This is a genomic window from Gemmatimonadota bacterium, assembly GCA_009692115.1.
GTDB lineage: Bacteria > Gemmatimonadota > Gemmatimonadetes > Gemmatimonadales > GWC2-71-9 > SHZU01.
The window spans coordinates 409,843-435,723 of record SHZU01000001.1 but is presented as its reverse complement, the minus strand read 5'-3'; the positions used below and the strand labels follow the sequence as shown (position 1 = coordinate 435,723).

Sequence of the window (25,881 nt, the reverse complement as noted above, 5' to 3'; positions counted from 1 at the left end):
ATCGTCACGGCGTCAGAGGCGCCACGAGCATGGTGGCCCCGGCGTGCGGTCCCGGTTGCGACTAGTTTACCGGCGTCTCCAACCACCAATATCTCATGCGTAGCTTCTTTCTTGCCTCGATCCTCCTGGTGTCGTTGCTGCCCTCGCTCGTGGCGCAGGTTCCGCGCACCGAACGGCGGCGGTGGATCGCGCCCAGTACCAACACCACCGACGACCCGCGCCGGATCCCGATCCCCGCGGGCCTCTACGCCCCGAAGGGCACCCTGGTCCTCAAGGGCGGCCGGCTCTGGGACGGGACCGGTGCCGTGGCCCGGGCCGCCACGGTCGTCATCACCCGCAATCAGATCTCGGCCATCCTGCCGCCGACGAGCACCGATTGGCCCAAGGATGCCCGGGTCATCGACGTGTCCGGCAAGACCGTGATGCCGGGCCTGATCGACCTTCATACCCACATCGATTACCGCCTGCCGGGTGACTCGGACGCCAGGGCCCGAAGCCGGGCCGACGGTGCGCTTCGGGGGGCCGAGCGGCTCCGGTACTACATCGAGAGCGGGATCACCTCGCTCCGCGACACCGGCTCTGATGGCGAGACGCCGTTCCTGCTCAAGGAATGGGTCACCGAGGGCCGGCTGGTCGGGCCCCGGATCTTTGCCGCTGGCAACGTGATTGCGGGGCAGGGCGGCCATGGCAACGAGCCCGACATTGCGGGCGGCCAGTACCTGGCCGGCGTCCGGGTGGCGACGGGGCCCGCTGATTGGCGGAACGCGGTTCGCGAGCAGGTGGCCCGGGGCGCCGACTTCATCAAGGTGACCAGCCACTTTTCCGAGGAAGAGATCCAGGCGGCCGTCGCCGAGACCCACGACCTCGGCCTCAAGATCACCGCCGACGCCGAGACGTTCTATATCGAGCGCGCGGTCCGGGCCGGGGTCGATATGATCGAGCATCCGCTCCCCCGGACCGACGAAACGATCCGGCTGATGGCCGAGAAGGGTGTCGAGTCGGATGCGACCCTGATTCCGTATCAGATCATCTTCCGGCTGAGTGGCGGGTATTTCGGATCGCAGAGCCGGCGGTTCACCTTCTCGGATTCGGCCAACATGGCCCTGGTCAAGAAGATGAAGGATGCCGGCGTCACGTTAGGCATCGGCACCGATTTGGTGGTCGACTGGTTCCGGTACCTCCCGTGGCCCTACCACGAAGAGATGCGGAACTTCGTCCGGGTTGGCTATACCGTGCCCGAGGTGCTCGGCATTGCCACCCGGGTCAATGCCCAGATGCTCGACATGGGAGACAAGCTCGGGACCCTCGAGGTCGGCAAGCTCGCCGATGTGCTGGTCCTGAACGGCAACCCCGACGAGCGCCTCGACGACATCGCCAAGGTGGACATCGTGATTCGGGACGGCCGGGTCCAGGTCCAGGGCGGCCAGATCGTCTACCCGCGCCACGAGCCGATGGTGCCTCCGGGCCAGGCCGCGGCGGCCGGCGCCGACATCAAGCGATAGGGCGGAACGATGTGACCGTTCGAATGGATCATTGCGCTGGTGGTGGCGGCAATCCTGTGGCAATGGGTCAGGGGACGCCGGGCCCCGTTTGCGCTCGGAGCCATCGGGGTTGTCTTGGTGGCCGCGAGCGTGCTGATCGAGGGACAACGGGCCGCGATGTGGCCGGCCTACCTCATCGTATTGGTGGCGCTGGTGCAGTCCCTCCGTCGCCCGGTCGGCCACGGCCGCGCAGGAGGCGATGGCGGGGTGCTCGTCCAGGCCGGATCGATGGCTGAACACCTGCTCGATGGTCATCCGGTCGGTCGGATACCCATCGGCAACCAGCATCGCATTCAGATGGGCCGGGAGGTGGCGGGACAGCGGGTTGGAGAGCGTGAGCGTCCCTCGCTCCACCAGTCGGAGCATGGCCGCGGCCACGTAGGTCTCGGTGTTGCTCGCAATCCGGAGCGGTTGGTTCGGGTCGAGCCGGACCCGGCGCACGGTATCGGACCATCCCGACGCAATCCGCCAGCGCCGGCCGGACGCGCCGTCGCGGACGTAGAGAATCAGGCCGGGCAGCTTCGGCCGGACCGCAACGAGGCTGTCGGCGAAACGGTGGAGCCGAGGCCCGACCGAATCGGTATCTTCAGCGCATGAAACACCGATCTCTCTGGCTCGAGCAGACGGCCGGCGATGCCCCCGATCAACTCCCGCTGGCCGGTGCCGCATCGGCGGACGTGGTCGTGATCGGCGGCGGGTACGTCGGGCTGTGGACCGCCCTCCGGATCAAAGAGTTGGAGCCGGCGTGCGATGTGATGGTGCTGGAGCAGGATATCTGCGGAGGCGGGGCGTCCGGCCGAAACGGGGGCTTCGTCCTCTCCTGGTGGCCCAAGTTGTCGTCACTCGCGGCAATCATCGGTCCGGCGGATGCGGTGCGGGTGGCGAAATCGTCGGAAGACGCGATCGGCACCATTCGAGATTTCTGCGCCGCCCACGCGATCGACGCCGACTTCCGCCAGGGCGGGTGGCTGTGGACGGCCACGAGCCGGGCCCAACTCGGGGCGTGGAGTGGACTGCTTGATCTGTGTGCCAGACACGGCGTGGCGCCGTTCCAGAACCTTGAGGCCGCCGAGGTGGCGGCGCGGGCCGGATCGCCGGCCCACCGGGCCGGGACGTTTGAAGCGACCGCTGCGATCGTCCAGCCGGCCGCGCTGGCCCGGGGGCTCCGGCGGGTGGCGTTGAGCCGGGGGGTCCGGATCCACGAACACACCAAGGTCCGCAGGTTCTCGCGCGAAGAACCGGTCATCGTCGAGACCGACGCAGGGACGGTTACCACCCCGCGTCTCGTCATCGCCACGAACGCCTGGGCCGCCGGGATTCGGGAACTCTCCCGGTCGATCGTCGTGATTTCAAGCGACATCGTGGCCACCGCGCCCGCGGCGGCCGACCTCGCCCGGATCGGATGGCATCCGGACCTTTGCATCACCGACTCCCAAACCATGGTGGACTACTATCGAATCTCCGGCGACGGGCGGGTGGTGTTCGGGAAGGGCGGATGGTCGATCGCATACGGCGGCTCGATCGGACCGGCGTTCGATCGAAGCGCGGCGCGGGCGGCCGAGGTGACGGCCGACTTCCGGCGCTACTACCCGGCGTTGGCCCACGTGCCGATCACCCACGATTGGTCGGGCCCGATCGATCGAACCCCCAACAGCCTTCCGCTGCTTGGATACCTGGGCGGACGCCGCCATATCGCATACGGCGTCGGCTGGAGCGGCAACGGGGTCGGGCCCAGCGTCATCGGAGGGCGGATTCTGGCCTCAATGGCACTCGGCCGGCGCGACGAGTGGGGCGAACACCCGCTGATCGGGCGATCGGCGGGCAAGTTCCCACCAGAACCGATTCGGTTCTTGGGTGCCCATATGGTGCGCGAGGCGGTCGCGCGCAAGGAACGAAAGGAAATCAACGACGCAGAACCGTCGTGGGTGGCGACCATGCTCGCTCGCCTGGCACCGGCCGGCCTGGAAGACAAACAGTAGACTGGCAGCAACGAAACCCGCCTCGGTCCGGTCCCGTAGGTGGCCCTCACTCGCAACCAGTCAAGATCCAATGGCTCGATTCGTCACCAGCATCCTCATTGCGTCGGCCGTGGTCGGGGCCTCGATGGCCACCCTCGCGATTCAGCCGGACACCGTTCCCGGGCGCCCGGCGCTCACGGCCGATCCCTTGATGACCCGGCTCCTCGAGGCGTACCGGATCCAGGTGGTGGTGTTCTCGTGGCCGATGCACCGGGCCCGGTATCTCCGAGTGTCGGCCGCGCTCTATAACGGTGAGGCGGAGTACGAGTTCCTGGCCAAGGCCCTGGGGGAGTTGGGCGTTCGTGCCCAGTAGTCCGCACCATCCAATCCGGATCCGCGTCACCCTCCTTCTGCCCCCCGGCGGGGACGTAGAGCAGGCCTACCTACTCGCGAGAGCCTCCTCGAGGGTCAACGAGAGCAGAGGGTCCGTGCCCCGAGTCAGGACCGTCACTACCAACGCCCCCCGATCCATGACCATCCGGTAGCGCCGGCGGGCCAGGCCACCGCGATCGAGCCGCCCCACTAGTTCGAACTGCCGGATCCGGCCGCCCCGACGAAGCAACGCGGCCGCCTCGTTCACCGCGCCGGCCGACCATTCGTCTCTGGCGTCGGGTGCCAACCGGCTTAAGTCCAGCTCGCCCCGTCTGAGGCCGTCGGCCAAGGTCCGGATGCCGGCACTGAACCCGGGATCGGCGTCGTCAATCGCCGCCGGCGGTTTCGGTGCGAGCTCCGGTTCATAGATCCCGGCAATCGCCTGGGCGAGGGCCGCGGGATCGGCCCACTCGGCGTTGCCTAACACCACGACGGTGAGCCCCTTGGCGACGAACCGCGAGAAGTTGGTGAGGAACCCCGGGAGACTCCCGCCGTGTCCCACGGTTCGGAGTCCGTTGGTCGGGGCCACCATCCAGCCAAATCCATACGGATACGACTGCCCATTCGTGAGCGTGACCGGCGTCCACATCTGGTCGAGACTCGCCGGGGTGAGCACCCGGGGGCGGTAAAGGGACGAGTCCCACCGGGCGAGATCGAGGACCGACGACATCAGCGCGCCCTCTGAAAACGCAGCCGACTCGGTCACGGCGTCTCGGTTCACCACCCGCCCCCGTTCCTTGCCGTAGCCCCGGGCCCGGTGCGGAATCAGCGACTTTGGATCGCTGCTCCGGGTGGCCGTCATGCGGAGCGGGGTGAAGATCCGGCGCTCCATGAAGGCCCAGTACGACTCGCCCGAGGCCTTCTCGACAATCATGCCGAGCATCCGGTAGCCGCTGTTCCGATAGGCCCAGACGGCGCCGGGTTCCGACTGAAGCGAGTCGGCGAAGATGGTTCGGAGGACGTCGAGTTGATGGTGTTCGAAGCGGTCGAACTCGACGAAGTTCGGGAGCCAGTGCTCCTCCGGAATCCCCGAGGTGTGGGTCAGCAGCTGACGGACGGTGATCCGGCCCCAGTGCGGGGGCAGCGAGTCGAGGTAGCGGGTGACCGGATCGTCGAGTCTGACCTTGCCGTCTTCGACCAACTGCATGATGGCCGTGGCGGTGAACTGCTTCGAGATCGAGCCCAGGCCGAACACCGTCGCGGGGGTCACCGGCGCCTTGAGCTCCAGATTGGCGAAGCCGTATCCCTTCGCTTTGATGACCGTGCCGCTCCGGACCACCGCGATCGCGATGCCGGGCACATGGCGTCCGACTCGATAGCCCTCGACCAAGCGGTCGACCCTGGCGCCAGAATCCGGATCTCGGGCTTGCTGCCCCATGGCCGGCGCACTGCCCAATACGATCAGCAGGCAGGACAGCATCGCACTGAACGTGGTGGACGTCATTGTCGGATTCTTGGAAGGATGAATGCCCGGCGGGCGAGGGTCTCGGTCACGGCCGAATATATCGGCCGCGCCGACAATCCGCCCGAGTGCCAGACCTGAGTCGACACCGGGTTGCGCGCCGCGTAGGTTCCGAGTATCCAAAGCAACATCCCCACTGGAGAGTCAGCCATGACCCGTGCAGCCGTGGGACCCATTGGAGATACCCTCGCCCCGGCACGAGGCCAGGCATGGCATGGCGGCCCGACTCCGGTCGGCGCGGTGCGAGGCGTGAGCGCGGCCGCGGCCCACTGGACGCCGGCCCCCGGTCGGGCCAGCATCTGGGGGCTCACCCTGTACATCGCCTATTGGAAGTACACCATCCGGCGGCACCTGGTACGCAGGCTGATTCCGCGCTTCCCGCGCCACCCGGCTAACTTCCCGGTGGTGCCGCGCCGTGCCGACGAGGCCCTCTGGAAGGCCGACCGCGCGCTGCTGGCGGCGGAACATCGGCTCCTCGCCGAGGCGATCGCTGCGTTTTCGCCGGGCAAATTGGGACACATTCCGGTGGTGGGGAAGCGGTGGCCCTTCGGGCAAATGTTGATCGGAGTGGCGATGCACGATGCCTATCATACCGGACAGATCCAGTTACTCAAACGGCTGTGGGACAGCAGGCGGTAGAGAACGATGACGACTTTGACTCGATTGCTCCTGGCCGCGTCGCTGATGCCGGTCGGCATTGCCACGGCCCAGTCCGGCGCGCCCCGTGCCGCCGCCACCATCACCGAAGCGGATGTCCGCCGCCGGGTCTTCATCATCGCGGACGACTCCATGGGCGGCCGCGACACGCCGAGCCGGGGCCTCGAGACCACGGCGCAGTACATCGCGCGGGAGTTCGCCCGCAACAAGCTCGTGCCGGCCGGGGACGGCGGCTACTTCCAGCGGTATGCGATCCGGCTTCGAACCTTGGATGCTGCCGCGTCGAAGTTCACCATTGTCGATACCGGGACCCGGCGGGCCGTCTTCACCTTCACCGACAACGCGAAGTTGGTGTCCGGCTCACCGGTCGAGCTGGTGACCACCCGAGGGCTCGCCCTGGGTGGTGGGCCGATCGGACCGACCACCGAGTTGGACCGGGCGGCCGTCGATGGGCGAGTGCTCCACTGGGTGACGGACTGGCGGGGCAAGGCGCCGAACACCGGTCAGGTGCTGATCGCCGCCGCCAACGCGGGAGCCGCGCTGGTCATCTTCTCGGTCAACAGCGACAGTGCCTTCGACCGGCTCCGCGGGCAGGTCGCTGGGATCGCCACGGCCGAGTCGGTCGGGTGGCCCGCGGTGATCGCGATCCGGGAGTCGGCCCTGATCGCCCAGGTCCCGGAGGTGGCCGGCGCGATCGAGGCGGCTCGGGCCGCCCCCGAGGTCCTGGTCGTTCCGGCGCCGGCCTGGACCGCCACCGCGGCGATGGCCTACTCCCGCGACGAACGCAGCGAAGTACCTAACGTCGTCGGGATCATCCGGGGAACCGATCCGGCGCTCCGGGACGAATACGTCGCCATCTCGGCCCACTTCGACCACGTCGGTTCGCGGTGCCGCGGCGTCACGCCCGCGGACTCGATCTGCAACGGGGCCGACGACAACGGCTCCGGCACCACCGGTCTGCTGGAACTGGCGGAGGCATTCGCGAACCCGGCTGCCCGGCCCCGGCGATCGATGTTGTTCGTGGCGGTGAGCGGCGAAGAGCGGGGCCTCTGGGGCAGCGAGTACTACGCGAAACACCCGACCGTCCCGATCGAGCGGATCGTGGCCAACATCAACATGGATCACCTGGGCCGAAACTGGCGGGATTCGATCGTCGTGATCGGCCGGGAGCATTCGGACCTCGGCGCCACCGTCGACCGGACCGCAGCCGCCAACCGGGGCCTCGGTGTCGGGGTGCTGCCGGACCAGTGGCCGACGGAGCGGATCTATTTCCGGTCCGACCACTACAACTTTGCCCGGAACGGGGTGCCGATCCTGTTTTTCACCAATGGTTTTCATCCGGATTATCACGCGGTCACGGACTCACCGGACAAGATTGACGCCGAGAAGCAAGCCCGGGTGGTCCGGCTGATTTTCGAGACGGCGCTGGCGGTGGCCAATCGCACCGAGCGGCCGGAGTGGAATCCGGAGAGCGCCCGTCAGATCATCCGGCGCCAGCCGGTCCCCTGAGCCGGATGGCTCGAGATGGGGGAGGTTAGGCGATGATGTGTCGGACACGCCTGTGGGTTCACGCCGCATTTGCGTTGGCCGCCGGCCCGGCGCTGGCTCAGACCACCGCCATTGCGGCGCCGAGACGAACGGCAACCTGACCGGTGGGATCAGTCTCCGCGAACAGGGCACCGGCGATCTCTCGACCACGATCGAACCGGCGACCTCGTCGGGCAACGGAACTGCCGGGATTGCCGTCCGAGAGGACGATGCCGGGATCCTGACCGCAACCGTCGATCAGTCGACCAGCGGCACCAATGCCGGGATCGGGATCGACTTCGACGAAAACAGCACCGGCGACCTCGTGGCGACCGTCAAGAAAACCACCGTGTCGGCCAACACCGGGGCCGGTATCCGGGCGGATCAGGGAACGACTGGCATCGGGTCCCTGGCGCTGATCACCGTCACGCTGACGGGCAATATCGGCGGGACGATTGTCAATAACGCCGGAGTCACCGTCACTCAAACCCCGTAACACCCCCCCTCGAGCCGGGCGCTCGCGGCATTCGGCCGCCGGGCGTTCCGGCTTTCCGGTGTTCCGGCGCAATCGGCGATGGCCTTCCGATGGGATAACTGATCGGGTATCGTTGGCCCGTGGCGCTCCCGAAGTCCTTTCCATCCGGAGAATTGCGAATGCGTAACGCCCTGTTGGCCCTGGCCATTCTGGGATCCCCGAACTCGGCCGCGATGGCGCAGCGGGCCGGGTTTGACGTCGTCATTTCAGGCGGTCGGGTGATGGATCCCGAGTCGAAACTCGACGCCGTCCGGTCGATTGGAATCCGGGGCGGCAAGATCGTGGCAATCGCGGCGGGGCCCCTGAAGGGCAAGACCATGATCGACGCCAAAGGACTGGTCGTGGCGCCGGGATTCATCGATCTCCATGCCCATGGCCAGGACGACGAGAACTACCGGATCTTCGCGATGGACGGGGTGACCACCGCCCTCGAACTCGAGGTCGGGGTGGCGGACATTCCGGGCTTCTACGCCGCCCGCACCGGCACGGCGCGGATCAACTTCGGGGCGTCGGTCGGACACATTCCGCACCGGATGGCGGTGATGAAGGACCCCGGCCTCTTCCTGCCGGTCGGGGCCGGCGGGCGCGACGCCGCCACGGCCGAGCAGATCGCCGAGATCAAGCGGCGGATCGATGCCGGCTTGGCGGCCGGTGGCGTCGGCGTCGGCTTCGGGCTCCAGTATACGCCGGGGGCCAGCAAGTTCGAGGTCCTCGAGGCGTTCCGCGCCGCGGCCAAGTATCACGCCCCGGCGTTCGTCCATACCCGGTCGTGGGGCACCACCGATCCGGGGAGTTCGGTGGAGTCCTATATGGAGGTGATCGCGGCCAGTGCGATCACCGGGGCGCCGCTCCATATCGTGCATCTCAACAGTTCGAGCCTGGAGTCGACTCCTGCCACCCTTGCCCTGGTGGCCGAAGCGCGTGCCAATGGGCAAGACATCACGGCGGAGGCCTATCCGTATAGCGCGGGGCTCACCGAAATCAGTTCACCGCTCCTCGACCGGTTCGTGGGCGGGCCCGACAGCATGTTTGCCAAGCTGATGCTGGTCAGCACCGGCGAACGACTGACCCGCGAAACCTTCGCGGCCAAGCGGGTGCCCGGGGCCTCGGTGGTGCTCTTCCTGAACACGCCGGAGATGGAAGCGATGGCGATGACGAGTCCGCTCACCGCGATCGCGAGCGACGGCGGGCTCCGCCAGGGCAAGGGTCACCCGCGCACCGCGGGCACCAGTGGCCGGACCCTCGGCTACTATGTCCGGGAGACCAAGCAGATCGGCTTGATGGACGCGATCCGGAAGATGGCGCTGATGCCGGCGGTGCGGTTGGAGCGGGTGGCGCCGATGTTCAAGAACAAGGGCCGGATCCGGGTCGGGGCCGATGCGGACATCACGGTGTTCGATCCCAAGACGGTGATCGACAAGGCCACCTACCAGGAGCCGGCGCTTCCCTCGGTCGGCTTCCGCTATGTGCTCGTGAATGGGGTCCTGGTGGTTGTCGATGGTGCGCTTCAGGACCGCGAGTTCCCGGGGCGGCCGGCCCGCGGTCTCGTCCGTTGAGGGGCTGGGGAGCGGAACCGGATCATTCGTTCCATACCGCCAGCCCGGCCCGGTAGGTTGGCCGAGCCCGGAGCCGGTGATGGTGGCCCCGCGCCGCTCTTCCCGGTCCTCGTCGGCCTGGTCGGCCGAGCCGAGACGGCGTAGCTTGAATCCGTAAGCTCGGCCACCAACCGTTCACCCAGGATCAACCATGGCTCACTTTCCTCGCCGAGCCGCCGTGCTCGGCGTCGTCGTGCTCGCGTCCGCCGGCCGCCCGGTCGCGGCTCAAAATCTCGCCGTGACCGGCGCCACGATCATCGACGGCACCGGCCGGGCACCGATCGCCGACGGCGTCATCGTGATCCGGAACGGGAAAGTGACGGCGGTCGGCCCCGCCGCCACGGTTGCGATTCCGGGTGACGTGACCCGGGTGGACGCCCGCGGGAAATGGGTGATTCCCGGAATGATGGACGCCAATCTGCACCTCGACCTCAATATCAACCTCGAGCATCTGATTCTGTTCGAGGACCAGTACGACAAGATCGTGCTCGAAGGCGCCCAGATCGCGCTCAAGACCGGCCAGACGACGGTGTTCGACACCTGGGGCCCGCGGGCGGCGTTGATCAAGGTCCGCGACCAGATCAACGCCGGCCAGGCGGAAGGGGCGCGGATCTATCTCGCCGGGAACATCATCGGTTTCAGCGGTCCCCTCGGCCCGGACTTCATCGCCCCCGCGGCCGCCTGGGTGACGAAGTCGTTTGCCAAACGGATCAACGAAACGTGGGAACAGGGCACCGGTCGGGCCCTCCTCTGGATGCCGCCCGACACTCTCCGGGCCGCGATCCGGAAGTACACCGGGCTCGGCGTCGACTTCCTCAAGTTCGGCGGGAGTGGCCACCAAGACATGGATTTTCTCACCTTTTCTCCCCGCCAAGAGCAGGTGATCGTGGAAGAGGGTCATCGGGCCGGCATGACGGTCCAGGCCCACGTCACCTCACCCGAGAGCATCGACATGGCGGTCGACGCCGGTGTCGACATCCTGACCCATGGCAGCATCTCGGGACCGGTCTATCCGATCCAACCCGCCACGATCAGGAAGATCGTAGAGAAGGGCGTCGGGGTTTCCGTGCTGGGCCTGACCAAACGAGCCATGGCCGCGCAACAGAAGGCCGATTCGACCAGCGTGCTCCTGCCCTACATGAAGATGGCGGCGGAGAACATCAGGAACCTGAGCCGGGCCGGCGCGCTGCTGATGGTCTCAACCGACGCGGGCGTCGACGATCCGATCCGGGTCGTCGATTCCCGGACCCTGGTGTCCGACTCGGTGGATTCCCGGACCAAGCTCGGCGAGGGGCACTTCAACGCCCTCACCGTGTTCGAGGAAGCCGGGATGGCGCCGATGGAGATCCTCAAGACGGTCACCAGCAACGTGGCCAAGGCCTACAAGCTCGATAAGGAACTCGGCACGCTGGAACCGGGCAAGGCGGGCGACCTCGTGATCCTCGACGCCAACCCGCTCGAGGCCGCGCGGAACTATCGGCGGATCGGTTCGGTCATCAAAGGCGGCCGGGTGGTGAACCTCGCCGCGCTCCCGACGGCACCAGTGATCAGCTCGCGGAAGCCGCGGTCGTAGCCGACGCCATCGGGTCATCGCCGGCTGTTCGGGAGGTCGTGGGTCGGATGGCACGGCCCGGGGTCGGGCGGGGGCGGGTCGGTGCGCTCATCCGCCAGCTCGACGTTGGACTTCGCGGTGAACTACCGTCGCACGATGCCTAACGCGACGCGAACTCGGCCGGGAAGGGATTCATTCCGGCAGGAGCGGCAGCACTAGCACCGACGCCTGCTTCGATCCGTAGTGCAACGTGTTCGTCGCCTTCACCCAGGTGGTCTCGGTGACGTTGTCGCCGCCGGTGTTGAGGTTCCGGTCGTACATCGGGAAATCACTGCTCGAGATCCAGAGCCGGATTCGGTGCCCCGGGAGGAATCGGTAGGCCGTGGCTTTGAGGCTGATGGTCACCGGATAGATCTGACCCGGTTCCATAAAGGCCGGCGTGGCCATCCCGTTTCGGTACCGCACCCGCTTGATCCCGCTCACCACGTTCCACGACCGGCCCTGCTCATCAACGTCGATGAGCTTGGCCACGAGGTCGGTGTCTTTGGCGTTGGATCCGAGATAGATCGTGGCACTGACGGTGCCGGCCATGGTTACCGGTTTGGTTAACACCGGGGTCGAGTAGACCAGGAGGTCGGGTCTCGTTTCGAGATCGGTTTGGTCGAAAATCCCGGGCTGGTCAGCGGGGTTGCCGGTGCAGCAGATGGTGCCGCCACGAGAGGGCAGGGGATTGGCCGGATCGTAGACGAAGTTCTGGCTGCCCCCGACCGGTAAACGCGGCTCCAGCGCCCCGGTGGCGCTCAGATAGTAGTTGACCTGCTTCATGCCGGGCACCGGCCACGACGGCGATTCCCGCCACCGATTTTCGCCCATCACATAGTACTGAAACTTGGGCCGTCTGGTGACGCCGTTGTCGACGCCCTTGAGCCAGTGATCGAACCAATCGAGATAGATTTGGAAATACGGCTGCCGGCTGTCGCCGAACTCGCGGTCGCCCACCTTGGTAGGATTGCCGGCCCGCTCGCTGCCGCAGTGCGTCGTCGGCGACATGATGACGAACTGATTGTCGCGTCCCCGCGCCGTCGCCGCGTTCATCCGCATCAAATTGGCGACATGGAGGGTTTGCTCCGGCGTGACGTCGAGCCACGAGTTGACGTGGAGCGCCGGGGTGTCGAACTCGTCGGTGTCTTTCAAGTATCCGATCGGGGCCCAGTACGGGTCGGCGGGCGGGTGGGTCACGAAGTCCTTGAAATCGCTCAGTGGAAACCCGGCTCGCTCGGCCAAGGTGGCCGTCGGCAGGGTCTTGAGCATCGCGGCAAAGTTGATCTTGGGCACATTCGAGATCCCGACGGCGGTGTTGGCCGGGGCTCTGATCCGATGGCCCGCAAAGCCGAACCATCCGAAGATTGAACTCAGGGTCAGCGCGCCGCCGTCGTAGGTGCCGAAATTGGTATAGTAGTCGCCGGCCGATCCGGTGGCTCCGCTGGCCGCCTGCGGAATCATGGCCTTGAGCGCGGGGTGCCGGCGCGCCGAGAGCAAGTACTGGACTTCACCGAGGTAGGAGCAACCGTACATGCCGACGTTCGCGGTGGCCCAGGGCTGCTTGACGATCCAGTCGATCGCGTCGTAGCCGTCGCGGGCGTCGGCTAGTTGGACCCGGTAGAATCCTTCCGAGCCGTACTGCCCGCGGACGTCCTGGGTCACCACCGTGTAGCCCTGGCTGGCAAAGAAGGCGGCCGGCGCGGTGGCCCCGCCGTAGGTTGCCTTGTTGTACGGCGTCCTCATGAGAATGACCGGGAGCCGGTCGCCGGCGCCTTCGGGGCGGTAGATATCGGTGGCGAGCCGGATCCCGTCGCGCATCGGGACCATCACGTCCTTCTGGATCGCGACTTGGTACTTGGCGACGGGAGCCGGAATCGGGCCGTTGGCGGTTTGCGCGTGCGCCCCAGCCGTGAGGCCCGCGAGGGCACCGAGTACCAAGCGGAATCGGGTCATGGTCCTGGCTCCTGAACGAATTGGAGGCGTTAGGGTACCAGGCGCTTGGGGGTCAGTTTCCCGACCCAGACGCCGCTGTTGATGTCGGTGGCGTAGACGTAGCCCTTGTGAGGTTGGGCGCCCCACGCCATCGGCAGGTTGGCCCGGTAGCCGCCTTCCGCCCCGGTCCAGATCGAGCCGATTTCGCGGCCCTGGGCGTAGAGGTCGCCGCGGAGTTCGCCGCTCATGTCCACGGCCCGGACCCCGGCTTCGAAGTTGCCGACGTACATCACATCATCTTCCACCCACATGTTGTGCGACCCCGCGTTCGGCACCGAATATTCGGCCACCTTTTTGGGGTGTTCGATGTCGGTGACGTCGAGAATGTGGAGCCGGCCCAAGGTCTTGATTCGGGCCCGCGAGTTCAGATCAAAAAACCCGGGGAAAACTTCGTCGCCCACCACCAGGTATTTCCCGAACCGGAACACCGAGTGGGTTCCGGCGATCATTCCGGCGGGGTAGTAATCGGCGTGATTATAGGTGTACTGGGCCACGAACTTAGGGTTCTCTGGGCTGCCGCCCTTCCGGCCGTTGCCGACATCGAGGATCACCAGCCCGTCTTTCCAGTACGCCAAGTAGGCGAGTCCATCCTTAATCTGGAGGTCGTGGAGCGACCGGCCCTCCACCTGGCCCGACGCGCTGGTCCGCATCACGCTGGTTTCGACTTGCCAGCGGCCCACTTCGCGGGGGTTCTTGGGATCGGCAAAGTCGATGACCCGAAGCGACGCGGTTTCGGCGTCGTTCAAATACACATAATGACTATCGATATAGGCACTATGGACGCCGCCCGACACGGTGGCGGTGTATTCCGAGAGCACCTTGGGGTGGAGCGGGTCGGCCAAGTCGAGAAAGACGATCCCGTTCTTGCGGGACGACGCCTGTTGCCGGGTGATGAGTCCGATCCGGCCGTCCGGGGTAGTCGAGACGTCGTTGATCAGCCGGGCATCGACCATCAGGGAATCGGTGAGCCGCGGGCTCGCCGGCTCGGAAATATCGTAGGTGTAGAGCCGGTCCGAGATCGTCGATACGTAGAGGACGTCGTTGACCGCCCAGTGCTCGGCGGCCTGGAGTTGGCCGAACGTGGCAGACCCCGCGATTTCGAAGGTCCGGTTATGGACCCGCTGGCTCACTGTGATCGGCGCTGACGCGGACACGGCGCCCACAGCCGCGGTGACCACGTAGGTGCCGGGCCGCTCGGCGACGAAGCCGCCGTCGTGGAAAACCGAGGCGTCGGAGCGGTCCACGCTCCACCGAACCGGGGCGGGATCGGCGGCTTGGCCCCGGGCATCGGTGGCTTGGGCGAGGAATCGGACCACATCACCGGTGCGAGCTTGGGCCGGTGCGGTCAGGGCGAGCTGAGCGACTCGGTTGGCGACGACCTTCACCACTAGTTCCGCGCGGGCCGCTCCAGCCTCGGCCACGATCGTGGCCTGGCCCACGGCCCGTCCGACCACGATGCCGGCAGCGTCTACGGTGGCCACGTTAGGCGCCATGGAGCGGAATGTGACGGCGTGGCCGGTCAGGGGATCGCGGTCGCTGGTGAAGGGCAGTGCGGTCACGAGGGTGATGCCGCCCGGCACGACTTGGGCTGGGTCGGCCGAAATGTCGATGGTGGCGGGGCCCTTAGGTTCGACGATGATCTCGGCCGTCACCGTCTTGCCGCCCGAGCGGGCCACCAGGGTGGCGGTGCCGTGACGGAGTCCGCGGACCACGCCGGTCTGGCTCACGGCCGCTACGTCGAACGGCCCGATCAGCCATTGGGCATTCGGGACGGCCGCCCCGCCGGTGCTCCGGAGTTGGAACTGCACTTCTTGGCCGGCCACGACGCGTGCCCGGATCGGAGCCAGTTCGAGGGTTTGGGCCACTGCCGCGCCGGGGAAGGCAAGGCCGAGGGCGATGGCGGTTGTGACGCGCATGGGGACGGGCTCCGGAAGGGGACGCAGGATGAGTGAAGCTACGGGATCGCGGGGGTCCGATCAACTATCCGGGTTGTTACCTTGGAGCATGATGAAAGTGTCGTCCCTGGCGCAGTATCTGCTGCCCCATCGCTTTCTGTCGGACCTGGCCTGCCGGATTGCTCAGTCGGAAACTCCCTGGATCAAACGCCGGGTCATCCGGGCCGTGTTGGCCAACTTCGATGTCAACCTGGGCGAAGCGGCCGATCCGAACCCCGACAACTACCCGAGTTTCGGCGCCTTCTTCACCCGCGCACTGAAGCCCGGCGCCCGGGTACCGGACCCTGATCCGAAGACCCTGTTGATGCCGGCCGACGGCAAGGTCAGCCAGTGTGGCCGAATCGAGAACGGACGAATCTTCCAGGCCAAGGGCCACGACTACACCGCCGCCGAGCTGCTCGGGGACGCCGATTTGGCGTCGGCGTATCGGAACGGCTCGTTCATGAACATCTATCTCTCGCCCCGCGACTATCACCGCGTCCACATGCCGTGGACCGGTACCTTAGCCGAAACGCTGCACGTGCCCGGGCGCCTGTTCAGCGTGTCACCGGGTACGGTGGCCGATGTGCCGCGGCTGTTTGCCAGGAACGAGCGGCTGGTGTGCCACTTCGACACTGACTTGGGGCCGATGTGCTCGGTGATGGTCGGCGCGCTATTGGTGTCGGGTGTGGCAACGGTGTGGAACGGTGTCAATATTCCGGAGTACGCCGACCAACCCAAGCGGACCGTTTTCCGGGGGCAAAACATCCGATTGGAGCGGTTCGCCGAAATGGCCCGCTTCAACTACGGCTCCACCGTGATCCTCCTGTTCCCGGAAGGGGCCGTGAATCTCGATCGGTTCGACCACCAAGCCCCGTCGGTCCTTGGCCGGCGGATGGGCGTTGTTTCGAGCGGAGCTTAGGGCCATGACACTCGACGACGTGTTGGCACAGTTGGAGAAGGCCGGGTCGGCGCAAACCCGGAAGACCTACGGACGCCACGGCATCACCAGTCCGATGTTCGGCGTGAGCTATGCCGTGCTCGGCAAACTCGTCAAGACCATCAAGGTCGATCAGGCGCTGGCCGAGGCGCTCTGGGCTACCGGCAACCACGATGCCCGGATCCTCGCCACCCCCGTTCCCTGAGCGCCGGCCTCCTCTTTGCCCTTCCCACCTGTGGCGGGGGGAGCGGCGGTACCGGACCCACTGACCCCGAAGGGATCAACCCCTACGGCCTCACGATCACTGGCCCCGGCGTGCTGTCGGTATCGCCGATCGACACTGCATCGGTCATCGCCGTCACTCCGCTCGGCAAGATCGGCCCTCCGGGCCACACCCTGCCGACCGATCATGTCTATATCTCGTTCGTCGACCCCTACGGCGGCAATCAGCAGCACAATGACTGCCGCAAGCGCCCGATCGACGCGGCTGGGAGTGGCGTCATCACGTTCGTCTTGGGGACCGAGGCGCGCGGCGACACCAAGGTCGACATCCAGATGACGAAGACCTTCCACTACTACTACGATCACGTGTTGCTCTTGCCGGGCATGGTCCCCGGAACCCGGGTCACCGCCGGACAGCCGATCGGGACCACCACCGGTTTCTGTCCGTCGTTCGACCTCGGCGCGTACGATCGCGACGTGACGGAGCCGCGGGGCTTTGGGTTGGCTGCCGGCTACTGAGGTCTCGGCCAAAGGGGCAGGTCGGTCTCTTGCGCCGAGGGCTCCGGACGCCGTACGATGAGGGATGAATCGTACTCGGAGTGCCGGGGCTTGGGTCCTGACGGCGTTGACGCTCGGAGGAACCCCGATGCCGCTCGCCGGCCAAACGGCTTGGGCCGATCGAGTCACCCTCGCCGAGCGATTCCAGATCGGAGCGATCGGCCAGCGCCGGTTCACCCACGACCAGTTCTGGCGCGCGGTGGCGCCCGCGCTCGCCTCGGACCGATTCGTCGTCACCGAGGTGGGCCGCTCGATGCAGGGGCGGGAACTCCGCACGGTCACCTTTGGCGCCGGCCCGGTCAAAGTGTTCCTCTGGTCGCAAATGCACGGCGACGAGGCCACCGCCACGATGGCCCTAGCGGATGTCTTGGCGTTTCTCGCCTCGACCGAGGCGAGCCCGCTGCGCGACCGGGTGGCCCGTGATCTGACGGTCACCTTTCTCCCGATGCTCAATCCCGATGGCGCCGAGGTCTTCCAGCGGGAGAATGCGGCGGGCATCGACATCAACCGGGATGTCCGCCGGCTCAGTAGTCCGGAAGCCCGGGTGCTCAAGGCGGTCCACGACCGGATCGAGCCGGATTTCGGATTCAATCTCCACGATCAAAACGCCCGAACCCGGGTCGGGCAGGGCGAGCAGGCGGCCATCGCGTTGCTACCGCCGCCGGCGGATCAGGCGCGGAGTTATGGACCAGTCCGGAGTCGGGCTCGGCAAGTGGCGGCCTGGCTCGCCACCGATTTCGGTCACGCGGTCGGCGGCCGGATCGCGCGGTATGACGACACCTTCAATCCCCGGGCGTTTGGCGACCTGATGCAGGCTTGGGGGACCAGCACCGTGCTGATCGAGAGCGGCGCCCTGACCGGCGACCCCCAGAAGCAACGACTTCGGACCCTGAACGCCGCGGCGATTCTCGGCGTGCTGGAAGCGATTGCCGCCCGGAGTTACGAGCGGGCCGACCCGGCGGCGTACGAGTCGTTGCCCTTCAATCAGGGCGGGGCCTCCGATCTCTTGGTGGTGGGAGGCTCGCTCGTCGTGCCGGGTGCGGGGGCGCTCCGGGCCGATGTGGCGATCAACTTCGACGATTCGGTGGCCCGGGTTGGTGGCCGGGTCCGGGAGGTTGGCGATCTCGAGGGGACGGTTGCCCTCGATACCCTCGACTTGTCAGGGCGATTCCTGCATCCGATGCCGGATGCGGTCCTCCAGGCCGGCGGGCGGGTCTGGGTTCCGATCGGGTCGCCGGCGCGCTTCATCATTCGGGAATCCGCCGATCCGGCGTCGAAAGAACTTGGGCGGCTACCCTGAGGCCGGGGTAGCTTCCCCGACCATCACCATCCAACCACTGACTAAAAGGTTCACCCATGCTGCGACTTGCCCTGGTTTCCCTGGTTGCGCTCAGCTTGCCCGCGGGCAGTCCCACCAGCGCCGAAATCGACGCGCAGGTGTGGTCGGCGGTGGCGGCATCTGTCGTGGCCGGCGACATTGTCGCCATGGGCCGGACCTATCATCCAGCGGCGGTCCTGGTCAGCAACACCGGCACCAAGCCGATCGCCACGACGCTAGCGGATTGGGGCAAGGACATGGTGACGGCCAAGAAGGACGGGGTCCGGGCCACCGTGGAACTCCGGTTCGACAAGCGGCAGGATGATGCCACGACGGCGTTTGAGATCGGGGCGTTCAAGTACACGACCACGGACCGCGCCGGCAAGCAGACGCCGAGTATTCGCCGGATGGAGACTCTGCTGGTCAAGACGAATGGCCGCTGGCAGATCGTGATGGAGCGCCAGCTCGACGCCATCACCGAGGCTGCCTGGAACCAACTGCCGCACTGAGCAGACCAATTCAAATTTAGGGAGACAGAATGCTGATGACTCGAATCGGAGTGCTCGTGACCCTGGCGGCCGCCGTGGCGCCGCGGGGATCGGTCTCGGCCCAACCGGCCGGCCCAACCCTCAGCGTGGCCGACTATCTCGATTTCGAACGGGTCGGGAGCCCGGAGATCTCCCCGGACGGGAAGACGGTGCTCTATTCGCGCGGGTTCGTCGACAAGGTCAACGACACCTGGAGCGGCGCCATCTGGCAGATGAACGCCGACGGCACCAAGAATCGGTTCTTGTTGACGGGTGGCGGGGCGGTCTGGTCGCCGGACGGCACCCGGATTGCGTATGTGGCGGCCTCCGAGAATCCGAAGGGCGCCCAGATCTTCGTCCGATATATGGATGCGGAAGGGGCTACGACCCAGATCACCCGGCTGACCGAGTCGCCGGGGAACCTCACCTGGTCGCCGGACGGCAAGTGGATCTCGTTCACGAGCTTGGTCGCGAAGTCATCCGAGTGGGCTATCGAGATGCCGGCCCCGCCGCCGAACGCCAAGTGGACCCCGGCGCCGCGGGTGGCGGACCGGCTTCACTACCGGGCCGACCACCAAGGCTACACCGATCCGGGGTTCACCCATCTGTTCGTGGTGCCGGCCGATGGCGGGTCGCCGCGCCAGATCACCCGCGGAGACTGGAGCGTCGGGGCCGCGTTCGATGGCATGATCGTCGGCGGAAGCCACAGCTGGACTCCGGACGGCCAGGCAATTCTCTTCGACGGCTTTGCCGAGCCGAACTCGGACCGGAACTTCCGCGAGTCGAATATTTACGCGGTCGACGTAGGGTCGGGCACCCTGAAGAAACTCACGACGGTCAAGGGTTCGTGGATGGCGCCCCGGGTGTCTCCGGACGGCAAGATGGTGGCCTTCGCGGGCCGGGAGCTGTTGCCGGTCGTGTGGCAGACCGCCGATCTCTACGTGATGAACATCGATGGCTCCGGCAGCCGGGATCTGACCCGAGCCATTGACCGGGAAATGGGCGCCTTTGGCGGGGCCGATGCGCTTTGGGCCCCCGACGGTAGCGGCCTCTACGTCGCCCCCGGAGACCGGGGCACTGAAAACGTCCTCTTCGTGCCGCTGGCCGGCCCGCCGCGGTATCTCACGACCGGCAATCACTCCCTCTCGGTGTCGAGCATCGCCCGGACCGGTGAAATGGTCGGGATCCGGTCGAACTTCCAGCAACCCGGCGACGTGGTGCGAATGACGGCCGACAAGAAAGGTGCCGTTCAGATCACCCAGTTGACCCAAGTGAACGACGACCTGCTCCAGGGCAAGAAACTCGCGACCGCCGAGGAGATTTGGTACCCGTCGACCGGCGGGGCCAAGATCCAGGGGTGGATCGTCAAGCCGCCGTTCTTCGATCCGGCTAAGAAGTATCCGATGCTGCTCGAGATCCATGGCGGCCCCCAGGGCATGTACGGCGTCGGCTTCGACATGATGTGGCAGACGTTCGCGGCCAACGGGTACGTGGTGCTCTACCTCAACCCGCGCGGCTCCACCGGCTACGGCGATGCCTTCGTCCGGACGATTGAAAAGTCCTACCCGGGGCCCGACTACGATGACCTGATGGCGGGCGTCGACACCGTGCTGGGCCGCGGCTACGTCGATTCGAAGCAGTTGTATGTGTCGGGGTGCAGCGGCGGCGGAGCGCTTTCGAGCTGGATGATCGGCCATACCAACCGGTTCGCGGCGGCGGCGGTGCGCTGCCCGGTCACCAATTGGATCGGCATGGCCGGCAACGCCGACGTGCCGTATTTCGCCTACGCCTTCTTCGACAAGCCGTTCTGGGAAGACCCGATGGCGTGGTGGAAGCAGTCGAGCCTCGCGTACGTGGGCAACGTCAACACCCCGACGCTCTTGATGACCGGCGTGCTCGACATGCGGACCCCGATGCCGCAGACCGAGGACTTCTACGCCGCACTCAAGGTCCGGGGGGTTCCGACCAAGCTGCTCCGGTTCGAGAACGAATGGCATGGCACCGAGTCGGTGCCGTCCAACTGGATGCGGACCATGCTCTACATGATGAGCTGGTTCAAACAGTACCCGAAGCCGGCGGCCTAACCAGACGGTAGTGGCCGACGCCCCACTCGGCGCCGCCTCGATACCCGAAGAGTTCTTCGCACGCCAGGAAGAACATCCGCCAGCGGTGGTACCAGAGACCCGCCTCGCGGCCGTAGTGGGTCCGGAGCACCCGGAGCACCTCGTCGCGGCGGGCCTCCTGATTCGCCCGCCACCCGGCGGCGGTGCGCTGGTAGTGGGTCCCGTCGACCCACCACCGCTCCTCGAGCCTGAGCGCCGGCCCCGCGAGCCGAGGCAGCAGGTCGTACGCCGGCATCATCCCGCCGGAAAAGAAGTACCGCCCCATCCAGTTGTCGTCACCCTCGGTGTCGAAGGGATAGGCCTCCCGGGCGTGGCAGAACACATGCACGAAGAGCCGGCCCGCCGGATGCAGCCACCCGCCAACCCGGCCAAGCAGCGTGGGCCAGTCCCGCATGTGTTCGAACATCTCGACACTCACGATCCGGTCGAACTGCCGGCCCGGATCGAAGCCGTTCATGTCCGCGGTCCGCACCTCGAGGTTCGGGAGCCGCCGCGCCTCGATGAAGGCGCGCTGGGTGGCCGAGTTGGATACCGCCACGATCCGGGACCGCGGATAGCGGCGAGCCATGAAGGCCGAGAGCGAGCCCCAGCCGCAGCCGAGTTCGAGCACGTCCTGCCCGTCTTCGAGCATGGCGCGCTCGCAGGTCAGCGCGAGCATCGCCTCCTCCGCGGCGTCGAGCGTGTCGATGCCAGGTCCATAGAGGCAGGATGAGTACTTGAGCCGGCGGCCGAGGACCAGCGAGAAGAAGTCGCTGGCCACTTCGTAGTGCTGGGCGTTGGCCTGGTCGGGGAGGAGCGCAATCGGCGCCCCCTCGAGCGTCGCGATGAACCGGTCGAGGCCCCCCGCGGTCCGGAGCTCGTCGAGACGATCTTCGCAGAGGCCGCGGATGGCCCGGCGGAGCAGCGGAGTCGGAACCAGCCCCCGTTCGGCGAGCGCGAGGCCCGACCTGAGCAGCGACGTCATCCGGCCACCATCTCGAACTTGGCCACATCCGGCGCGACGATCCGCCGGCCCGCCGCGGCGGCCTTGGCGAAGGTCAACTGGGCGTTTCCGATAGCCCCGTCGAGGAAACCGCCCTCGCAGTAGCAGAAGTAGAAGTCCCAGAGGCGCTGGAACCGGTCGTCGAATCCGAGCGCGGTGATCCGGTCGTGGCTCGCCCGGAAGTTGGCTCGCCACCGGCGCAACGTCTCGGCGTAGTGGCGGCCGATGTCGTCGGCCCGGACCAAGGTGAGCCCGATCCGTTCGGCGGCCTGACGGAGCACCGCGCGAGAGGGAATACAACTGCCCGGGAAAATGTGCCGCTTGATGAAGTCCACTTCGCGGCGGGCCGCCTCGTACAGATGGTCCTGGATCGTGATCGATTGGATCGCGGCCAGGCCGTTGGGCGCGAGGAGCTCGGAACACTTGGCAAAAAAAGTATCGTAGTGCTCATGGCCAACCGCCTCGATCATCTCGATCGAGACCAGCTTGTCGAAGGAGCCCTCGAGATCGCGATAGTCCCGGTTGAGGACCGTGACCCGGTCGGTCAGCCCGGCATCGGCTACGCGCTGGCTCGCGAACCGGAACTGCTCCGCCGAAATCGTGGTGGTGGTGACCCGGCAGCCGAACCGGGCGGCGGCTCGGACCGCGAACCCGCCCCAGCCGGTCCCGATTTCAACGACATGATCGTCCGGCCCGAGGTCAACCAAGGCGGCCAGACGGTCATACTTGGCGAGTGAGGCCTCGCTCATCGTCATGTCGGGTTGCTCGAAGATCCCGCATGAGTACGTCAGGGTCTCGTCGAGGAAGGTCTGGAAGAAATCGTTGCTGAGGTCGTAGTGGGCCTGGATGTTCCGGCGGCTCCCGCTCCGGGTGTTCCGGTTCATGGCGTGGAGGAGCCGCCGGAGCGGTTGGGCAAGGCGAGCCCAGCCGGTTTCTAAGCCGTCGAGGGCGCCGCGATTCTGGGCCAGCAGCCGGACCAGGCCGGTCAGGTCGTCGGTGGTCCACCAGCCTTCAGCATAGGCCTCGCCCGCGCCGATGTGACCGCCGAACGCCACCGATTGGTAGAACCGCCGGTCGTGGACCACCACCTCGATCGGCTGGGCGGCACCGCGGCCGAACGTTGCTGTTCGGGCGCCGTCGCGAAGGACGAGCCGGCCCTCCGTCAGGTGGGCGAGGCGGGGCATCAACGCCCGTTCAGCGAGCGCGGTCAGCAACGTCATGGGTCTTCCGGAGCGAGGGGTGAACGTGGAACGGCGCCCGCTTGAGCCAAAGCCGGAGCGCTTGCCAGTAAATGCCGAGGGCCACCGAGGCGGTCATCCAGGGATGACGGGCCAGCGCCGCTGCCAGTGAGCCGGTGGTGATCGGCTCCCGCCGAAGAGCGAGCGTCGCATCGAACACCCGGCCACCGCGGCTCAGATTCTTCATGTGCACGGCCAGTCGTTCGCCGGGCGCGGAGAAAGTCCAGTCGTAGCCCATCTCCATCGGCAGAAACGGCGAAACGTGAAACTCCTTGACGAGCCGGAATCCGATCGAGCGGGCGGTCTGCTGCTCGGGCCCCGGCACCAGGACGTACGCGTGTCGTTCGCCCCACGGCGTGTTGGTGATTTCCGCCACGATCGCCTCGATGCCCCGGCCGGCCGGGTCGTGGCAGTAGTAGAAGCTCACCGGGTTCATCGCCACGCCGAAGTAGCGGAGGTGGGTGAGGAGTCGGATCGCGCCGGTCGGCCGGCGGCCGGTTCTCTCGGTGACGAGATCGCGAACCGCGGTGTCGAGGGGGATCGACGGATCGCCGAGATAGTCCGCACGGCGGAACCATGCCACGGATGGCCGGCGGGCCGACCAAAGCCAGCGCTGGTCGAACAGCGCGGGGAGCTCGGCCAGATCGAGGTAGCACATGAACAGCGGATACCGGAACGTGTGCGACACCGGTGAGAGCCGTCGGTGGCGGATGGTGCCGCGATAGAGGCAACTGTTCACGGCGACCCAATCTCCGAGACGACCGCCAGCCCGCTGGCGACCCCGTCTTCGTGAAAGCCGTTGCCCCAGTACGCCCCGCAGTAGTGGGTCCGTCCGGCGCCACTCACTTCACTCCGGCGAGCCCGCGCCGCGGCCCCTGCTACGGTCGCGACCGGATGGTGGTATTGCACCCGGCCGATCACTTGGGCCGGATCGATCAGATGGTCGCCGTTGAGGGTGACGCAGAACGTGACCGGCGCCTCGAGGGACTGGAGCAGGTTCATGTTATAGGTCACGACAGCCGGCGACCCGGCATCATGGCCCAGCCGGTAGTTCCAGGCTCCCCACGCCGCCCGCCGTCGCGGGAGCACCGAGGCATCGGTGTGGAGCACGGCCTCGTTGGCTTGATAGGGGAGCGATCCGAGTAGCTCCCGCTCCAGCGGGGTAGCCTCAGCCAGGATCGCGAGCGCTTGATCGCTGTGACAGGCCAGGACGACCCGGTCGAACGCCTCGCCGTTGACCTCGACCCGGTCGGCGAATCGGCTGACCCGGCGAACCGGCGACCCCGTCCGGATCTGGTCGCGAAACGGCGCCACCAGGGCCCCGACATACCGCGACGACCCTCCGGAGACCACTCGCCACTCGGGCCGGTCGTCCACCGTGAGCATGCCGTGATTGGAAAAGAACTGTACGAAGAACCGGGCCGGCATCGCGAGCACGGTCGAAGCGGGGATCGACCAGATCGCCGACCCCATCGGGAGCAGATACCAATCGCGGAATGCGGCGGAATATCCACCGCGATCCAGCAACTCGCGAATCGGCGCATCGCCAAGGCTTCCGGCCGCCGCCGTCGCCTCGCGATTGAAGCGGAGGATCTCCGTGAGCATCCGGAGGAACGACGGCCGGAGCAGGTTCCGCTTTTGGGCAAAGAGTTGTCGAATGGTCGAGCCGTTGTACTCGAGATCGGCGCCGTCATGCCGCACGCTGAAGCTCATCGTGCTGGGTTGGGTCGGAACCCCGAGCTCGGCGATGAGCCGGGTGAAGTGGGGGTAGTTCCGCTCGTTGTACACGATGAAACCGGAATCGATGGCCCAGGTCCGGCTCTCGCGCTCCACGGTCCAGGTATGGACGTGCCCGCCGATCCGGCGGTCGGCCTCGAACACGGTGATGTCGTGGGTCGAACGAAGGCCCCGGGCTACGACCAGTCCGGACACGCCGCTGCCGATGATGGCGACTCTGGTCACGCCGTTGGCTGAAGGTTCGGGTTGGTCATCGGACGGAGGCCCTGGAACGTCGATAATACGTCGAGAGCGGCGGTTTGTCAATATTTCGTACTGTACAAACTAGGGACGATAGATATTCGAGGCGCGGCCGAATACCTCCCATCCCCATGACTCCACTTCGTTTGGCCCTCGGCCTCGCCCTCTTTCCGGGCCTTGCCACGGCCCAGGTCACCTCGGTTTCTCCCCCGCGGATGAGCTCGATCGTGACCTGGGACCCCGACCCCGACGTCCGACCGTCGACCCAACGCCAGTTGACGCCGGCGGAGCTCAGGGCGGCACGGTCCCGCGCTGAACGGGTCTATGATCTTCTGAAGGCCGCGCCAGTCTTCAGCCAACCGGCTAAACATGCCACGCTGGCAATCGCATGGCCGACGGTCTGGGATGGCGCGGTCCGCGAACGATTGATCGTCTACTGGTCGGCCCCGCAGGACGTCAAACTGCGTCCGGATGGGTCTTTGTGGCCCAAGACCGGCGACGCCCACTTGTTGGCGTGGTTCGAAACCAACAACCCGCCTACGCCACCGAACCTCGAGGACCCGGCCACCCGGGGCAACTTCACTCGCGGATTGGTGGCCGAGGACCCGTTGCAGGGCATGTTTGCGGAACCGCGAACCTTTGGTCAGATCGGGGGTGGCACCCTCTACAACTCGATGCTGGTGTTCACCAAGGACGGACGATCGGTCCTCGAGCCGGCTCCAGTCGGGGTGCTCCTCGAAGGCGAGATCGAGCGAGTCAAGAAACTGAT

The 25,881-nt window shown here is 66.6% G+C and carries 22 protein-coding genes; 14 read left to right on the top strand and 8 right to left on the bottom strand.

The genetic code is table 11. From position 1 onward, the window contains the following. The first annotated feature begins 95 nt into the window (after positions 1-95). Positions 96-1,502, top strand: coding sequence for an amidohydrolase family protein (locus tag EXR94_02065; GenBank protein MSR01516.1), 1,407 nt, complete (start codon positions 96-98; stop codon positions 1,500-1,502). On the opposite strand, the gene EXR94_02060 is transcribed toward EXR94_02065, so the two are convergent. Continuing rightward, a complete protein-coding gene (locus EXR94_02060) occupies positions 1,137-2,210 on the bottom strand; it encodes a class A beta-lactamase-related serine hydrolase (GenBank protein MSR01515.1) in 1,074 nt (357 codons plus the stop codon). The two genes, EXR94_02065 and EXR94_02060, sit on opposite strands and share 366 nt — an antisense overlap. Between EXR94_02060 and EXR94_02055 the strand changes: the two genes are divergently transcribed. Further along, positions 2,135-3,520, top strand: coding sequence for an FAD-dependent oxidoreductase (locus tag EXR94_02055; GenBank protein ID MSR01514.1), 1,386 nt, complete (start codon positions 2,135-2,137; stop codon positions 3,518-3,520). The genes EXR94_02060 and EXR94_02055 overlap by 76 nt on opposite strands. Positions 3,521-3,590: 70 nt before the next feature. Next, complete coding sequence (locus EXR94_02050; protein ID MSR01513.1) at positions 3,591-3,872, top strand: hypothetical protein; 282 nt, start codon at positions 3,591-3,593, stop codon at positions 3,870-3,872. A gap of 66 nt (positions 3,873-3,938) precedes the next feature. Here the strand turns inward: EXR94_02050 and EXR94_02045 are convergent, their stop codons facing one another. Further along, a complete protein-coding gene (locus EXR94_02045) occupies positions 3,939-5,375 on the bottom strand; it encodes a class A beta-lactamase-related serine hydrolase (GenBank protein ID MSR01512.1) in 1,437 nt (478 codons plus the stop codon). A 168-nt stretch (positions 5,376-5,543) separates the two neighbouring features. Here EXR94_02045 and EXR94_02040 point away from each other — a divergent pair, with 168 nt between their 5' ends. The 5 genes from EXR94_02040 (at position 5,544) to EXR94_02020 (ending at position 11,280) form a co-directional block, all read left to right on the top strand. Then, positions 5,544-6,032: a DinB family protein gene (locus EXR94_02040; protein ID MSR01511.1), complete on the top strand. Its 489-nt coding sequence runs from the start codon at positions 5,544-5,546 to the stop codon at positions 6,030-6,032. 6 nt (positions 6,033-6,038) lie between these two features. Continuing rightward, on the top strand, positions 6,039-7,559 hold the full coding sequence (locus EXR94_02035; GenBank protein MSR01510.1) for a M28 family peptidase: 1,521 nt from the start codon (positions 6,039-6,041) through the stop codon (positions 7,557-7,559). Between the two features lie 52 nt (positions 7,560-7,611). Next, a complete protein-coding gene (locus EXR94_02030; GenBank protein ID MSR01509.1) occupies positions 7,612-8,073 on the top strand; it encodes a hypothetical protein in 462 nt (153 codons plus the stop codon). A 212-nt stretch (positions 8,074-8,285) separates the two neighbouring features. Next, the gene (locus EXR94_02025; protein ID MSR01508.1) at positions 8,286-9,668 is read left to right on the top strand and encodes a D-glutamate deacylase; all 1,383 of its coding nucleotides are present in this window, start codon (positions 8,286-8,288) and stop codon (positions 9,666-9,668) included. 190 nt (positions 9,669-9,858) lie between these two features. Beyond that, entirely contained in the window at positions 9,859-11,280 is a 1,422-nt protein-coding gene (locus tag EXR94_02020; GenBank protein ID MSR01507.1) for a hypothetical protein, read from the top strand. 171 nt (positions 11,281-11,451) lie between these two features. Here EXR94_02020 and EXR94_02015 read toward each other — a convergent pair whose 3' ends face one another. Both EXR94_02015 and EXR94_02010 read right to left on the bottom strand, forming a co-directional pair. Next, a complete protein-coding gene (locus EXR94_02015) occupies positions 11,452-13,254 on the bottom strand; it encodes a CocE/NonD family hydrolase (GenBank protein ID MSR01506.1) in 1,803 nt (600 codons plus the stop codon). Positions 13,255-13,283: 29 nt separating this feature from the next. After that, entirely contained in the window at positions 13,284-15,209 is a 1,926-nt protein-coding gene (locus tag EXR94_02010; protein MSR01505.1) for a hypothetical protein, read from the bottom strand. Between the two features lie 88 nt (positions 15,210-15,297). On the opposite strand from EXR94_02010, the gene psd reads away from it, so the two are divergent. The 6 genes from psd to EXR94_01980 all read left to right on the top strand — a co-directional run bounded on the left by psd (position 15,298) and on the right by EXR94_01980 (position 20,876). Beyond that, positions 15,298-16,149 carry a phosphatidylserine decarboxylase gene (gene psd, locus EXR94_02005; protein MSR01504.1) on the top strand — a complete coding sequence of 284 codons (852 nt, stop codon included), beginning with the start codon at positions 15,298-15,300 and terminating at the stop codon, positions 16,147-16,149. A 4-nt stretch (positions 16,150-16,153) separates the two neighbouring features. Further along, entirely contained in the window at positions 16,154-16,372 is a 219-nt protein-coding gene (locus EXR94_02000) for a hypothetical protein (GenBank protein MSR01503.1), read from the top strand. A 110-nt stretch (positions 16,373-16,482) separates the two neighbouring features. Further along, on the top strand, positions 16,483-16,908 hold the full coding sequence (locus tag EXR94_01995; protein MSR01502.1) for a hypothetical protein: 426 nt from the start codon (positions 16,483-16,485) through the stop codon (positions 16,906-16,908). Positions 16,909-16,972: 64 nt separating this feature from the next. Next, a complete protein-coding gene (locus EXR94_01990; GenBank protein ID MSR01501.1) occupies positions 16,973-18,247 on the top strand; it encodes a peptidase M14 in 1,275 nt (424 codons plus the stop codon). A 56-nt stretch (positions 18,248-18,303) separates the two neighbouring features. Beyond that, positions 18,304-18,774 (top strand): nuclear transport factor 2 family protein, encoded by a 471-nt coding sequence (locus EXR94_01985; protein ID MSR01500.1) that lies wholly within the window; start codon positions 18,304-18,306, stop codon positions 18,772-18,774. A gap of 29 nt (positions 18,775-18,803) precedes the next feature. Further along, positions 18,804-20,876: a S9 family peptidase gene (locus EXR94_01980; GenBank protein ID MSR01499.1), complete on the top strand. Its 2,073-nt coding sequence runs from the start codon at positions 18,804-18,806 to the stop codon at positions 20,874-20,876. Here the strand turns inward: EXR94_01980 and EXR94_01975 are convergent. From EXR94_01975 to EXR94_01960, 4 genes are read right to left on the bottom strand one after another with little or no spacing between them, the layout of a single operon-like run. After that, positions 20,848-21,879, bottom strand: coding sequence for a class I SAM-dependent methyltransferase (locus EXR94_01975; GenBank protein ID MSR01498.1), 1,032 nt, complete (start codon positions 21,877-21,879; stop codon positions 20,848-20,850). The two genes, EXR94_01980 and EXR94_01975, sit on opposite strands and share 29 nt — an antisense overlap. Then, positions 21,876-23,117 (bottom strand): class I SAM-dependent methyltransferase, encoded by a 1,242-nt coding sequence (locus tag EXR94_01970; GenBank protein ID MSR01497.1) that lies wholly within the window; start codon positions 23,115-23,117, stop codon positions 21,876-21,878. The genes EXR94_01975 and EXR94_01970 overlap by 4 nt, the downstream gene beginning before the upstream one ends. After that, complete coding sequence (locus EXR94_01965) at positions 23,092-23,874, bottom strand: DUF1365 domain-containing protein (protein MSR01496.1); 783 nt, start codon at positions 23,872-23,874, stop codon at positions 23,092-23,094. The genes EXR94_01970 and EXR94_01965 overlap by 26 nt, the downstream gene beginning before the upstream one ends. Further along, positions 23,871-25,097 carry an FAD-dependent oxidoreductase gene (locus tag EXR94_01960; protein MSR01495.1) on the bottom strand — a complete coding sequence of 409 codons (1,227 nt, stop codon included), beginning with the start codon at positions 25,095-25,097 and terminating at the stop codon, positions 23,871-23,873. Before EXR94_01960 ends, EXR94_01965 begins: the two co-directional genes overlap by 4 nt. Between the last annotated feature and the right edge of the window lie 784 nt (positions 25,098-25,881).

Coding starts and splice junctions, on each gene's coding strand:
- EXR94_02065 (MSR01516.1), top strand. CDS start 96: ATGCGTAGCTTCTTTCTTGCCTCGATCCTCCTGGTGTCGTTGCTGCCC.
- EXR94_02055 (MSR01514.1), top strand. CDS start 2,135: ATGAAACACCGATCTCTCTGGCTCGAGCAGACGGCCGGCGATGCCCCC.
- EXR94_02060 (MSR01515.1), bottom strand. CDS start 2,210: ATGCGGCACCGGCCAGCGGGAGTTGATCGGGGGCATCGCCGGCCGTCT.
- EXR94_02050 (MSR01513.1), top strand. CDS start 3,591: ATGGCTCGATTCGTCACCAGCATCCTCATTGCGTCGGCCGTGGTCGGG.
- EXR94_02045 (MSR01512.1), bottom strand. CDS start 5,375: ATGACGTCCACCACGTTCAGTGCGATGCTGTCCTGCCTGCTGATCGTA.
- EXR94_02040 (MSR01511.1), top strand. CDS start 5,544: ATGACCCGTGCAGCCGTGGGACCCATTGGAGATACCCTCGCCCCGGCA.
- EXR94_02035 (MSR01510.1), top strand. CDS start 6,039: ATGACGACTTTGACTCGATTGCTCCTGGCCGCGTCGCTGATGCCGGTC.
- EXR94_02025 (MSR01508.1), top strand. CDS start 8,286: ATGGCGCAGCGGGCCGGGTTTGACGTCGTCATTTCAGGCGGTCGGGTG.
- EXR94_02020 (MSR01507.1), top strand. CDS start 9,859: ATGGCTCACTTTCCTCGCCGAGCCGCCGTGCTCGGCGTCGTCGTGCTC.
- EXR94_02015 (MSR01506.1), bottom strand. CDS start 13,254: ATGACCCGATTCCGCTTGGTACTCGGTGCCCTCGCGGGCCTCACGGCT.
- EXR94_02010 (MSR01505.1), bottom strand. CDS start 15,209: ATGCGCGTCACAACCGCCATCGCCCTCGGCCTTGCCTTCCCCGGCGCG.
- psd (MSR01504.1), top strand. CDS start 15,298: ATGATGAAAGTGTCGTCCCTGGCGCAGTATCTGCTGCCCCATCGCTTT.
- EXR94_02000 (MSR01503.1), top strand. CDS start 16,154: ATGACACTCGACGACGTGTTGGCACAGTTGGAGAAGGCCGGGTCGGCG.
- EXR94_01990 (MSR01501.1), top strand. CDS start 16,973: ATGAATCGTACTCGGAGTGCCGGGGCTTGGGTCCTGACGGCGTTGACG.
- EXR94_01985 (MSR01500.1), top strand. CDS start 18,304: ATGCTGCGACTTGCCCTGGTTTCCCTGGTTGCGCTCAGCTTGCCCGCG.
- EXR94_01980 (MSR01499.1), top strand. CDS start 18,804: ATGCTGATGACTCGAATCGGAGTGCTCGTGACCCTGGCGGCCGCCGTG.
- EXR94_01975 (MSR01498.1), bottom strand. CDS start 21,879: ATGACGTCGCTGCTCAGGTCGGGCCTCGCGCTCGCCGAACGGGGGCTG.
- EXR94_01970 (MSR01497.1), bottom strand. CDS start 23,117: ATGACGTTGCTGACCGCGCTCGCTGAACGGGCGTTGATGCCCCGCCTC.